General features: G+C 61.7%; 11 protein-coding genes. 5 read left to right on the top strand and 6 right to left on the bottom strand.

Annotated elements, in window-relative coordinates; genetic code table 11:
* Window positions 1-4,494 (bottom strand): ESPR-type extended signal peptide-containing protein (locus M0954_RS02250; protein WP_297351398.1); only part of this gene is annotated, 4,494 nt, incomplete at its 3' end.
* Window positions 4,495-5,395: 901 nt separating this feature from the next.
* Between M0954_RS02250 and M0954_RS02245 the strand changes: the two genes are divergently transcribed.
* Complete coding sequence (locus M0954_RS02245) at window positions 5,396-6,229, top strand: EAL domain-containing protein (RefSeq protein WP_166660719.1); 834 nt, start codon at window positions 5,396-5,398, stop codon at window positions 6,227-6,229.
* A gap of 35 nt (window positions 6,230-6,264) precedes the next feature.
* Here M0954_RS02245 and M0954_RS02240 read toward each other — a convergent pair whose 3' ends face one another.
* From M0954_RS02240 to M0954_RS02225, 4 genes are all read right to left on the bottom strand, one after another.
* On the bottom strand, window positions 6,265-7,596 hold the full coding sequence (locus M0954_RS02240; protein WP_297351396.1) for a DUF3443 family protein: 1,332 nt from the start codon (window positions 7,594-7,596) through the stop codon (window positions 6,265-6,267).
* The gene (locus M0954_RS02235; RefSeq protein ID WP_297351394.1) at window positions 7,593-8,063 is read right to left on the bottom strand and encodes a DUF2844 domain-containing protein; all 471 of its coding nucleotides are present in this window, start codon (window positions 8,061-8,063) and stop codon (window positions 7,593-7,595) included. The genes M0954_RS02240 and M0954_RS02235 overlap by 4 nt, the downstream gene beginning before the upstream one ends.
* A 241-nt stretch (window positions 8,064-8,304) precedes the next feature.
* Window positions 8,305-8,622, bottom strand: a complete 318-nt coding sequence (locus M0954_RS02230; RefSeq protein ID WP_122154980.1) for a chaperone modulator CbpM — start codon at window positions 8,620-8,622, stop codon at window positions 8,305-8,307.
* Between the two features lie 9 nt (window positions 8,623-8,631).
* Entirely contained in the window at window positions 8,632-9,612 is a 981-nt protein-coding gene (locus tag M0954_RS02225) for a DnaJ C-terminal domain-containing protein (protein WP_122154981.1), read from the bottom strand.
* A gap of 181 nt (window positions 9,613-9,793) precedes the next feature.
* Here M0954_RS02225 and M0954_RS02220 point away from each other — a divergent pair, with 181 nt between their 5' ends.
* Window positions 9,794-9,982, top strand: a complete 189-nt coding sequence (locus M0954_RS02220; protein ID WP_122155713.1) for a hypothetical protein — start codon at window positions 9,794-9,796, stop codon at window positions 9,980-9,982.
* Between the two features lie 146 nt (window positions 9,983-10,128).
* Here the strand turns inward: M0954_RS02220 and M0954_RS02215 are convergent, their stop codons facing one another.
* Window positions 10,129-10,914 carry a DUF4410 domain-containing protein gene (locus M0954_RS02215; protein WP_297351392.1) on the bottom strand — a complete coding sequence of 262 codons (786 nt, stop codon included), beginning with the start codon at window positions 10,912-10,914 and terminating at the stop codon, window positions 10,129-10,131.
* Between the two features lie 363 nt (window positions 10,915-11,277).
* Here M0954_RS02215 and M0954_RS02210 point away from each other — a divergent pair, with 363 nt between their 5' ends.
* The 3 genes from M0954_RS02210 to M0954_RS02200 all read left to right on the top strand — a co-directional run bounded on the left by M0954_RS02210 (window position 11,278) and on the right by M0954_RS02200 (window position 12,400).
* The gene (locus M0954_RS02210) at window positions 11,278-11,499 is read left to right on the top strand and encodes a hypothetical protein (RefSeq protein ID WP_122154983.1); all 222 of its coding nucleotides are present in this window, start codon (window positions 11,278-11,280) and stop codon (window positions 11,497-11,499) included.
* A gap of 228 nt (window positions 11,500-11,727) precedes the next feature.
* Window positions 11,728-12,000 (top strand): hypothetical protein, encoded by a 273-nt coding sequence (locus tag M0954_RS02205; protein WP_122154984.1) that lies wholly within the window; start codon window positions 11,728-11,730, stop codon window positions 11,998-12,000.
* A 67-nt stretch (window positions 12,001-12,067) separates the two neighbouring features.
* Entirely contained in the window at window positions 12,068-12,400 is a 333-nt protein-coding gene (locus tag M0954_RS02200) for a DUF4148 domain-containing protein (RefSeq protein ID WP_122154985.1), read from the top strand.
* The last annotated feature ends 342 nt before the right edge of the window (window positions 12,401-12,742 follow it).

Below are 12,742 nucleotides of genomic sequence, written 5' to 3'. Positions count from 1 at the left end.
GTTGGTGATGGTGCGCTCATTGCCCGGCGAGCCCACCGATACCGAGTTCGCCTCGCTTGCCACCGAGCCCGCGCCGATCGCCACCGAATTCGGCGCTGACGCTACCGCGTTGGCGCCCACCGCGGACGAGCCGGACCCGGTTGCCTGGGAGCCCGAACCCACCGCGACGCTGTTGTTCGAGCTCGCGGTCGAATTGCCGCCAATCGCAACCGACTCCGTGCCCGTGGCGCTTGCTGCACTGCCCGTCGAATTCACGGCTACGTACTTCGAATTCGACGACGAACCGCCCGTTGACGAGGTTTGCGAGATCTGCGTGACCTGGCCGCCGAGCGTGCCGATTTGCGTTTCCAGCGCAAACAGCTGGCTGCCGTTGACCGCGTCGGTGCTGGTAGCGGTAATGGCGCCTGCTGCGATATTGGTCAGCGCGACCGCAGAGGTGGCACCGACGCCGCCGAGCGTCACGCTCGTATGCGAGGCGCTGTCGTACAGCACGGCGTCGCTTGCCACCGCGGACACGGCCTGCAACTGGCTAACGTTCACCGCATCGGTCGGCGCGGTGCCGGCGGCGACACCGCTGAGCTGGCGTGCGCCCGCGGTACCAGTGAAGTCGACGCTGGTGCCGCCCGTGCCGGCGCCCACTGTGATGGCGCCGTTGCCCGGCGCGCCGCCTACCTGCTGCACGAGACCCACGGTGCCGTTCTGGATGCCGGTCGACAGCGCGGTGACGCTACTGGTGGCAGTCGTGAGGCCAGTGGACAACGAGGCGACATTGCTGTTGGTCGTATTCAGGCCCGTCGACAACGATGCAACATTGCTGTTGGTTGTAGTGAGGCCTGTAGACAGGGACGCCACGTTGCTGTTGGTCGTGTTCAGGCCTGTCGACAGCGAAGTGACGTTGCTGTTCGTCGTAGTGAGTCCGGTAGACAGCGACGCGACATTGCTGTTGGTCGTGGTGAGACCGGTGGACAACGAGGCAACGCCACTCTGCGCCGTGCTCACGCCCGTCGACAGCGAATTGATGCTCGTCGAGGTCGTGGTGGACAGCGAACTCAACTGACCGTAGTTCACTGCGTCGGTCGGGTTCACGCCGGCGGCAACGTTGGTCAGCGTCACCGGCGCGGTCGAGCCGACGCCACCTAGCGTGACCTTGGTGTGGCTCGCGTCATCGTACTGGACCGAGTTCGCTACGCCCGTCGACAGCGAGGCTACGTTGCTGTTGGTCGTGGAGAGACCGGTCGACAGGGAGTTGATGCCGGTCGAGGTTGAGGTCGAGAGGCTCGCCACGGCACTGTTAGTTGTACTGAGGCCAGTCGACAGCGAGGTCACGCCTGTGGACAGCGAGCTGATGCCAGTTGACGTCGAGCTCGACAGCGAAGCGACGCTGCTGTTGGTCGTGCTCAGACCAGTGGACAAGGAACTCAGCCCTGTCGAAGTCGAAGTTGAGAGGCCGGCCACTGTGCTGTTGGTCGTGCTCAGCCCCGTAGACAGCGAACCGACGCCGGTCGACAACGATGCCACGTTGCTGTTGGTGGTGGACAGACCCGTTGAAAGCGAGGTCACTCCGCTTTGTGCCGTGCTGATGCCCGTCGATGTCGAGGTCGACAGCGAGGCCACGCTGCTGTTTGTGGTGCTCAGCCCAGTGGACAGCGAGGTCACGCCACTCTGCGCCGTGCTGATGCCTGTCGAAGTCGAGGTCGACAGCGAAGTCACGCTGCTGTTCGTCGTGCTCAGGCCCGTGGACAGCGAAGTCACCCCACTTTGCGCTGTGCTGATGCCCGTGGACGTCGAAGTCGACAGCGACGCCACACTGCTGTTGGTCGTGCTCAGGCCCGTTGACAGCGACGTTACGTTGCTGTTTGTGGTGCTCAGACCGGTGGACAGCGAACCCACACCGCTTTGCGCCGTGCTGATGCCCGTCGAAGTCGAGGTCGACAGCGAAGCCACGTTGCTGTTGGCCGTACTCAACCCCGTCGACAGCGAGCTCACCGTAGTCCCCACCGTATTGACCTGGCTCGCCACCGAATACAGCTGGCTCCCGTTCACCGCATCGGTGCTGGTTGCCGTGATCCGGCCCGCCGCCACGTTCGTGATCTGCCGCTCCGAACCGGACGCGCCGACACTCACGACGCTCGTCGGCGTAGCGCCGGCAAAGCCACTGAAGGTCGTCGCCCCGACCGTCGCGCTGCTGGTGGGATTCGCCGCCGCCGTCACCGAACCGTAGCCCAGTGCGACATCGCCAGGATGATTGGCCACGGCGGCCGGTCCAATTGCGACGCTATTCGTTCCGAGCGCCTGCGAGTCCGCTAGCGTCGAGTTGGCGTGGAAATACTTGATGCCCTGGCCGTCGATATTGTTCAGCGCGGCACCGACGTTATTGACCGTGCTGGTCGTCCCGTTTGCGTTATACGTCGTGTAGGACGGTGCGCTGATCGCACCGGTCGACGGGTTATAGGCGGCCCCACCGCCCAATGCCGAAGCCGTGCTCGTGCCCAGGGCGTTGACGTTGGTTTGGACAGTGCTCACGCCGGTCGACAGGCTGGCGATACCGCTGTTTGCGGTCGCGAGACCGGTCGAGGTCGAGGTCGACAGCGAGGTCACATTGCTGTTGGTGGTGTTGAGACCCGTCGACAGGGAACTGATATTGCTCGTCGATGTGCTCAGCCCGGTCGAGAGCGAGGCCACGTTGCTGTTGGTCGTGCTCAGACCCGTCGACAAACTGGTATCGCGGCTAACCGCGGTGCTCAACCCCGTCGACGTCGAGGTCGACAATGCCGTCACGTTGCTGTTCGTGGTGCTCAAGCCGGTGGAGAGCGAGCCCACATTGCTCGTCGTAGAGCTCAAGCCGGTCGACAGCGAAGCCACGTTGCTATTCGTCGAGCTCAAGCCAGTCGACAGCGAACCCACGCCGCTCTGCGCGGTGCTGATGCCCGTCGAGGTCGACGTCGACAGTGCCGTCACATTGCTGTTCGTGGTGATCAACCCCGTCGACAGACTGGCGTCACGGCTCACCGCCGTGCTCAGCCCCGTCGAGGTCGACGTCGACAGTGCTGTCACGCTGCTGTTGGTGGTGCTCAACCCCGTCGACAGCGAAGTCACGCCGCTTTGCGCCGTGCTGATGCCCGTGGATGTCGAAGTGGACAACGAAGCGAGACCGCTCGCCGCCGTGCTCAAGCCGGTCGACGTCGAGGTCGACAAGCTCGAGATATTGCTCGCCGTGGTGCTCATGCCGGTGCTCAACTGCGACACCGTGACCGCGTCTTGCGGCGCGGAGCCGTCTGCCACGTTGGTGATCCGCCGCAATGCGCTGGCGCTGCCCACCGATACCTCGGAAAGCGGCGCCGCCGTGCCCGTCAGATATCCCGTGCCAGTCGGTGCGGCCGTCCCGGTCACACTGCCCGCGCCAATCGCCACGCTGTTCGCGTAGCTGGCGCTGCTGCCCGTGCCGAGCGCGAGCGAACCGTTGCCAGCGGCGATCGAGTTATAGCCGATCGCAGCCGACGACGTGCCACTTGCCGTCGCGCCGTCGCCGATCGCGGTTGAATTGTTGCTGCTCGCAGTGGCATACGTCCCGATCGCCGTCGCGCCGGTGCCCGTTGCGGTCGAGGTCGTGCCGATTGCCGTCGCACTCGCGGCGCTTGCCGTAGCGAATGTGCCGAGCGCCGTGGCAGCCACGCCCGAAGCCGTCGCCGCATCGCCAAATGCTGAGGCCTGCGAAGCATTGGCAACTGTACCATTACCGCCTATTGCCGCCGAAAACGTGGCCGTCGCGCTCGCGCCGTTACCGATCGCCACCGCCTGCTGCGCTGCATTCGCGCTGTAGCCGACCGCGGTCGCCTGGGTCGCGGATCCAACTGCGCTCTGCCCCAAAGCGACCGACGATGCTCCCGCCGCCGTCGCGGACTGCCCTAGCGCTACGCCGCCCGCAGCCGAGGTCGTTGCGGCATAGCCGATCGCCACGCCCGACGTTGCCGCCGCCTGCGCCACCGAAGAGCGGCCAATCGTGACGGAATTGGTCGCGAGCGCCGCAGAGCCGCCGGTGCCGCTGCTGTTCCCGCCGCCAATCGCGACCGAACTCAAGCCCGACGCCGTCGTGTCGTTGCCAACAGCTGTGGAACCCGTATTCGTCGCCTTGGCACCGGAGCCCATCGCAATCGCGCTTGCGCCAGTCGCGGTGGTTGCCTGCCCGAAAGCCTGCGAATAGTTGCCCGTCGCAATCGCGTTGGCGCCGATCGCAATGGACGTGGCGCCGGATGCGGTCGTCGTGCTGCCGCTCGATCCGCCCATTGCAATCGACTGTACGCCCGTCGCCGTGCCGTTCCCGGCGGCATACTGCGCCTGAGCGACGCTTACGCCGGCACTCGCGGTCAGAACCACCACAGCAATCGCCTTGGTCACAGACGATTTATTCGGCTTGCCGCGCGCGGATGAGATTTCCGATGCCGCTACCCACGCACCGAGTGCCTCATTCCAAATGCTTCTGTATAACCTGTTCATTATCGAAAATCTCTCTCAGGTAACGCGCGACACTATCCGGACCGTCCGGCATTTACCAGACAAAATCATCCGAGCTCAAAAACCGATTCCCGACGCGCATAAAAATTGGGATGAGCGGATTCTATGAGCTTCGGCATTCAACGAATGACAAGCAATGCAAATTCAAGCACAGTCATTCGTTAAAAATTGTCAATACGACTCGCGGGGACCTATTTTCTGATTTTCAAAAACCAGTCAACTCGGGAATAGCGGTTAGATTGTTTCCGCTTCCTGGGGTGTGGTGCGAGCTGGACAGCTCAGCCCACAGCCCCATACGATAAGGCTAACAGACAAACCGGGCCTTAAATCGCATTAGCCATACTATTTAGCCTTGCGTCGAAGCCAACCAAAGCCCCGCCAAGTTAGCCTTATACGGTCATTCTGTCTGGCTTGATTTTATAATCATCGTACAAATATAAAAAATCCTGCCAAACAGGTCTCGTCACTACCGACATTGAAAACAAAATGGCAGAACGCTCATTGAATTAATGTCGCAATCTCTTAAATCAGACAAACCATCCATACGCTGCCTCTATATTTTCTGTGTGTTTTCACAGATCAAACCCTGAGATTTAACATCATTTAAACTTTAAACCCCGCAGCCTGTCGATTCTTGACAATTTTCCGAAACAACCGGGTTTATGCTTGACTCCGTCAAAGCGCTACCGCGCCCGGGCAATGCGCCGGGCATTCAGTTCGCAGCACGCGAATCACACCAGTACGCTCTGTGTCGGACCGCTCCTTGCCGGGCAATTAACTGACACACAGGCGAGCCATTCGCCTAAGCTCTTCAGGAAATTGCCCATACAAACCTTGAGGGCTGATCCGAGCTTGCCGCTCACTTTATAGAAAGGAATGCCTTGTGGACCGCATCGGAAGTGCCGCGTTATCGCTGACGGGCCAAGGCGCCGCGAACGAAGCGGCGCGCTCGGGCTCCGAAGAAAAGCTTGCGCAACGGATTCGCCGAGGCCTGCGGGCGGGCGAGTTCGGCGTCGCGTTCCAGCCTGTTGTGCACGCCCAGAGCCTCAAGCTGCTCAATGTCGAATGCCTGCTGCGCTGGCAGCATCCCGAGTATGGCCTGCTCCTGCCCGAATGCTTCGTATCGGCCTTCGAAGACAGGGACACCGCGCGCGAGGTCAGCGAATTCATGCTGGAATCGGTGTGCCTGCAACTGGCCGAGATGCGACGGACCGGCCAGGCGTTGCCGGCAGCCGCCATCAATATCCAGCCGTCGCAATTGCTTGATGCGACGCTGGGCAGCACGGTGCGCGCGACAACCCAGCGTCACGGCATCGATCCCACGCTCCTGGAGCTCGAACTGGTGGCTACCGAAGACGCGTCGACACTCTTGTCCACGCAGGAATTCACGCGCTCGTTGCGGCAACTCGGCGTGCGCCTCGCGCTCAACGACTTTGGTTCGGGTTATTCGCCGCTCGCCATGCTGGGCACCGTGCAGATCGACACGGTCAAACTGGCGCGTGGGTTTCTGACCCGCGTGCCGGCATCGCCGCGTGACTGTGTGGTGATGACTGGCTTGCTCGACATGCTCGACAAGCTCGAGATGCGGGTGGTCGTAGAAGGCGTGGAAAGCGAGGCGCAGTTACGCTGGCTCAGGCAACGCCCGAAGGTCTACGTGCAGGGCTATCACGTGGCGCGCCCACAAGCCAGGCTTGCGGACGCGCTCGCGATGAATTGAGCGGCGCGCGAGGCAACGCGACGCGCCTGGTTTGATCAACTCGACGTGAAGGCGACGTACGGTCCCGTGCCGCCACCGGCCGACGCCGCGCCCGTGATCCCGTAGTAGACATGGCGCCCGTAGAAGAATGGCATGCCCATGTCGAAGACGCTGGTCATATAAGCGCCCATGTTGTTGAATGCATAGTTCCCCGTAGCAAATAGCGTGTTCGCATTAGCCACGTTGAAATCGATGGTCGCAGTCACGAGATTGGTCCCGGCGATCGAGACGGAACGCGATAGTGTCGTGCTCGGGATGTAGTACTTGAGCGCGCTGGTGCCAATGCTGGAGTCCTCGAAAAACAGGACGCTCGAGCCCGAGTCGAAGAAGGCGTTGCTGGTATAGGTGACGCCGTTGTATGTCGCGGTAAAGTCTCCGGACAGATCGGTGCCCAGCACAGTCGCGGCGCTTCCCGCCAAGGTGTTGTTGGACTGCGTATCGATGCCGAAGACCAGCGTGCCAGTGGCCGACGACGCCCCCGTCGCACCGACTGCCGGCATTTCCAGCACCACGCCATTGTTATCGGTCGCGAAGAACTGCACCGGATTGCCCACCTGTTGCCCGAGCGACTCGTTGGCTACACTGCAGCTAGTGCCGCTGCAGGCATAGTAGGTGCCCGCTGGGCTATTGCTTACACATTGGCCACCGCAGTCCTGCGGGGCCACACCGATCCCGAGAATGCCGTTCGCCCCCAGATCCGTGGGTTGGGCAAGAGCCGGCTGCTGTTGGCAAGCGCTCGGCGCGCCAGCCGTAAGCGTCGAATCGGACACCACCTGAATAGGCACGTTCTGGGCCACTTCGCCAGACATCTTGAGGTCGGCATTGCGCACGGTGCCCCATGTGTAGCCGCTACCGAACAACGCGCATTCGGCAATGGTGGCGCCCGTCGAAGTCCGGGTTTGCGCATTCAGCGTGTTGAGCGTGCTCGACGGAATCGCCGACGCAAACAGACGCAAGCCGAACGATTCGGTGTCCACCAGCACGTTGTCGATCGTCGAGCAGTTAGCGGTCGCGCCAGTGCCCGCGGTGCAGATCGTGACGCTGGCGAGCGGAGAATTCGCCCGATTGAACTGCGTGAACGAAACGACTACGGGGACCGTATTGGCAGCCGTGCTCGCGGTTGGCGTCGCGGTCGGCGTCGCCGAGCTGACGGTGTTGGTCGTGGCCGTCGTGCTTGTCGCGGGGGTGGTCGTCGTTGAATTGCTGGTCGTATTGCCCGTCGCCGAGGTCGACGACGAGCCGCCACCGCCGCCGCAAGCGGCAAGGCCAGCCAGAAGCGCCGCGACGAACGCGCGGGCCATGATTTGCTTCATGTTTGTCGTGTTCATTGCAGGTCGTCAGGACTGGTGCCTTGTGGGAGTGCCGCAGGCAGATAGGCCCGGCCCGTGAAATTGCCCATATGTCCACCGGATTGCACCATCAGGCCGGGCGCCTGCACGGTGGCCGGTCCATGCCCCCCGCCCTGAGCCGCGCGCGCGGCGCTCGCACCCTGCAGATAGGTCGGAAAGTAGCTGCCGAGCAAGCTGTTGAGCGGCGCCATCTGCGGTCCATGCCAGACGACGGCGAACACGGTGCCGCCTTGTCCGACGTATTCGCGCACTACCGTTCCGCTGGTCAGCGTGGTTTCGTTGACGGTATACGGCACCGCTGCCGAGCTGACGTGCTGGACCAGACGAGTCGCCTGGCCCGAACTGCTGGCCGGCCAGGTGGGTGCGCTGCCGAGTTCGGCGTGTGCGGGTATGCCGGCGGCGAGTGCCGTCATGGCGGCTGCCGCGCAAAGCACGCTGGTTTTCATTGGTTCTCCCCGTATGTAGTTGTCGCGCGAAGGAGCGCGAGTTGACATTCACGGCATCATATAGGGGCAATTATTGTGGGGAGTACGGGATTTTGATTCGCGGAAAAGAGCCAGAGATAGGGCCCTTTTGCGAGTTTGTACGGCGGGCCGCTATGCCTTGTCTATGGCGGCTCGGCGGGGTAATTGTCAAATCCGCGCCGGCGGGCGCGGAGCAGTGTGGCATCAATGGACGAACACCGCTTTAGCCGCTCCGGGTGCGCCTTGGATGCACCCGCAACGAATCGATTTCGTCGAGCAGATCGAGCACGAGCGCGATGCCCGGCGGATTGATCTCGAGATCGTGCGCGAGGCGGTGGGCTGTGCGCACGCGGCGCAACGCCGCGCCGCTAAAGCGCCATTCTTCGGGCCGCGCGCCTTGCGGCTCGAACGCGCCTTCTGCGACCCACAGCGTCACCTCGTCTTGCGAGGCACCGCTCACGCGGCACAACTCGACGAGCGTGAACTCTATCTCTTCGTTCACAATCTGACCTTCCAGATAGGTCGTCACGGACTCTTTCATGATGAGCGATCATCCATAAAAATGCGCGCGAGGGTCGAAGTTGAACGCCTGCCGCATCACGTCGTAGGCGGCTGCGGCACGTTCAGTATCGGCTGGCGGCAAGACGATGTTCAGGACCACGTACAGATCGCCGGGCTGGCTCCCTGGGATGCCTTTACCCTTGAGCCGCAGGCGCCGTCCTCCTTGCGAACCCTTGGGCACCGTCATTTCGACGGAACCGTCGGGTGTCGGCACAGTGATCTGTGCGCCAAGCGCCGCTTCCCAGGGCGCGACCGGCAGGTCGAGCGAGACGTCGCGGCCATCGACGCGAAACCGCGGATGTTCACGAAATGCGATCTCCAGGTACAGGTCACCCGGCGGTCCCCCGCCTATCCCGGGACTGCCCTGCCCGGCCAGCCGCAAATGCTGGCCAGCACGAATGCCCTTGGGAATGGTGACATTCAGCGTGCGCGACTCCAGCGTGACGTGGCCTTGCGGATCGACCACCGGCATCTGCAGCGTGATGCCGCGCTGCGCCCCGTGGTAGGCCTCTTCGAGATCGATCAGCACTTTCGCATGATGATCCTGGCCACCCATCGCGGCTGCCGCCCCCTGCCGTTGATGCGCACCGCGCGTGCGGCCAAACATGGCTTCGAAGAAATCGTCGAGATTGGCCTCGCCGCCCGCCTGATAGCCCGCTTCGTCGCCCGCCTGGCCACCCCTTTGACTGCCCGCCCCGCGGAACTCGAACCCTTCATCCCAATTCGGCGGCGGCTGGAATTCCTGGCCGTTCTGCCACTCGCTGCCCATCCGGTCATAGGCCGCCCGTTTCTCCGGATCCTTGAGCACCTCATACGCCTCGCCGACTTCCTTGAAGCGCTCCTCGCCATCGGCCTGTTTGCTGACGTCCGGATGATATTTACGGGCAAGCTTACGGTAGGCGCGCTTGATCTCGTCCTGGGTCGCGCTGCGCTCCACCTCCAGGGTGGCGTAATAGTCCTTGTATTTCATCTGGATAACAGCCCCTTGAAAGTGAGGACGGCACTGCGTTCAACTCCGGCTGATTTATTACTCTATACGACTCTGCGGAAACGTGTCTGTACCGCCCCTGTTTCGGCTCGATGCGTGGCGAATCGTGGAGGCAGGACCGGGCTTTGCTACTCCTTGGGTATCTATACTCGAGGAGCCGATGATGAGCGAAACCAAAGAGACCAAGCAGCCCAACGAGACTAAAGCGGCGGATCTCAAGCATCCGCAACCCGCGGGTCACAGCGACAACGAGAAGAGCAAATTGCCCGAACGCGATGATGAGGCACGGAAACAGTCACCGGCCGACCACCCCGGCAAGAAACCGGGTGAAGGTGAGCCCTCGGTAAGTTGAACGGTTGGACTTTGTCGTTCACGTTGACATCTGTGTTCTGCCAGCGAGAATCGACAAGGCCCACGGTACAGAAGCGCGTGAGCCTGGGCGCAGCGACCCCGAAGGTTTCTGTGGTCCGGGCTTTTGCAGTGTTTCGTACTGCTGATTCAACCCGCTGCGCCGATGCTCTGCGCGGGACTCACAGCATCGACGGCAGGACTCGCCAGCCAGTTTCGTTCGCGCATCAAGGTTTCAATCTGCTTTGCCGCCAGTTTTCCCATCCGCGAGGCATCGGCCTCGACTGTCGATCCGCCGTCCGTTGCCACCCCCACACCCGTACCCACCGCCAGCGACCCTCCACCAATCGGCACGAGCGCGCCAGGCGTCTTGCTGCCTTGAGAATCCAGTTCGAAGGACAGCAAAACGGTCGAGCGCCCCGCGGTAATCGACGAAACCGTCACTCGCGTCTTCACATGACTTGAGCCGCTGCCGAAGCCGATCATCACGCGCTTGCTCTTGTTGCCCTCGTCGATCGCGGTGAACGCCCCGTCGACCACCAGATTCGAGGCGTTACTCCCGGGCGCTGTACCGTCAGCCTTTGCTGGAGCAACGTGGACGTTCGCCAGTTCACCCGAAAACCCCTTGAAAAACGACGCTTGAACACGTTGTACGAGTACTTCGGGCGACGAATCTTCGTCGGAACCCCGGAGCGCTAACCTCTTCCGGCGCAAGCGCCCCGCGATAGACTGGTCCAGCGTAATGTCATCGGGCCGCACCGCAAAGTCGCGAATCAGGACATGCTCCGGTTTCGGAACCGCTTGCGCCGCAGCATTGTGCTCGATGGCATCGACCTTGGCCCCACCGGTTATAAAGTTACCGACACTAGTCTGCGCCTGCGCCATTTGAAGCTGAAGCGCTGTCACAGCGAAAGCCACGATGAGTTTCGCTTTCATCTCTATTCCTTTTGGGTTCGGGACGGCAGGTTGCCGTTTGTCCAGGCTGCCCGGTCGGAGTCGTCGCAACGAACCTGTCTGGCTACTGTGATGCGTATGCTGAGCGCAGCGTCCACGCAGTGCCACCGGTCTGCGACGAAGCGGCAAGGGGTGTCGCGAAGTGGCGCCGGCCCGGAGCGAAACGGGACGAGGAGCGACGGACGAGGTGCGCGACGAAATGGGACGTTCAGCGCGGGCGGTCCTGACGAATGCGGTTTTTCTTCGAAGCGGCGCCGTGATTTGCAAACGCGTATTTGTCGTTTGTCGATGCCCGCGACGCTGACTAGCATCGAGGCTCCCCATTCAGATAAGAGGAGTGTTGCCATGTCTGAGCGTGCCTCGTTCAAGCCGCGGGTCATCGAGCCGGTGGCCATCAATCAGCCCGATGGGCTCGGCCTGGCGGTCGAATTGTGGCTGGCGCATCCAGTTGACGGGATTGCCGGTCATGCCGTGCAGATTCATCTGCGCGGCGATGCGCGCATGGCGCAGGCCGAAGCCTTGCGCGACTTGCTTCATCAATTGGGAACGAACATCGTCGTGGCGTAGTAAACGGGGCGCCTGGCGCCGCGCCCCTTCCCTTCATCCCCCTCGCTCCGCCTTGTCTGACGGGCCACACGGGATTATCGGCCGATTCAAAACAGTCATTTCGAACTATCGATACAAAGATTCGATAGTCGGGGTATACACTGCCTCCATCGACGTTGCAGACACAGGTCACCGCCCCGGTCGCAACGCCATCCTGAACTGAAATTAAAACGTTAATGGAGTCCCATCATGAAGACCAAGATCATTGCTGCTCTGCTGGTTGCTGCTTCCGCTACCTTGGCTGCCCCCGCATTTGCGAGCGGCTACGGCCCGTCACCGTTCTACCGTCCGACTGTTGGCGCGCCTGCTTCGCAACAAGGCCAAAGCGCACAAACCGTTGCAGCTGAACGTGCCAACGCGAATGACAACACCTCGTACGGTGGCGTTGCTGAGCAAACTTCACAATCGGGTTCGCGTGAACCTTCCACCGGTGCAAGCTCGGTAATCTTCAGCCATCACTAATACCGCCGCACCGGCTTAAAGAACTTGCTACACGCAGTCCATAAATAAATTTCGGAGGTAACAGATCATGAAGTCCCTTATTCAAGTTGTTGTTATTGCTGCTGTTCTCGTTGCACCCGTAGCTTCGTTTGCCCAGTCGAACAATCAACCGGTGACCCGCGCACAGGTGCGTGCCGAACTGGTGCAAGTCGAGCAGGCAGGTTATTCGCCCGCTCGTGGGCGCGATCCGTACTATCCGGAAGATATCCAGGCCGCTGAAGCAAAGGTCGCCGCTCAAAACGGCACGGCGCAGGCTGAAAAGACTGGTTATGGTCCGAGCGCCAGCGGTACGTCGCAATCGGGTCAACGTGCTGAAGTAACGGTCAGCCCGTACTCGCCGCCGGTCTACGTTGCGCATTAATCGGGCGGTTGCATGAGATAGAGTCGGTTTGACACGGCTCGCGAATATGAAACAGGCCGGCGTTAGGTGTCCATGCGGGTCTGTTTGAAAAGTCATTTCCCCGGACTCCTCCGCTGCCAAATGTCTGGTAGCTTGGCCCAGCGCTTTTGCTGGGCTTTTTTCGTATTCAAGGCGCGATTCGGCAAGAGTGAGCACGCATGACGCATGCTCTTATGCTATGCAGACCCAGATTGCGGAGCGCGAACCGCCAGCGTCGAAAAGATGTTGGCCAAGTCCAGGTAATTCAGCAGGCCTTCGGCAACGTCAACCACGATCTCTTCTAGAGCGGGCGTCCGTTCCACC

This window comes from Paraburkholderia sp. (assembly GCF_026225065.1).
Taxonomy (GTDB): Bacteria; Pseudomonadota; Gammaproteobacteria; order Burkholderiales; family Burkholderiaceae; genus Paraburkholderia.
This window is presented reverse-complemented; position numbering and strand designations above follow the sequence as displayed.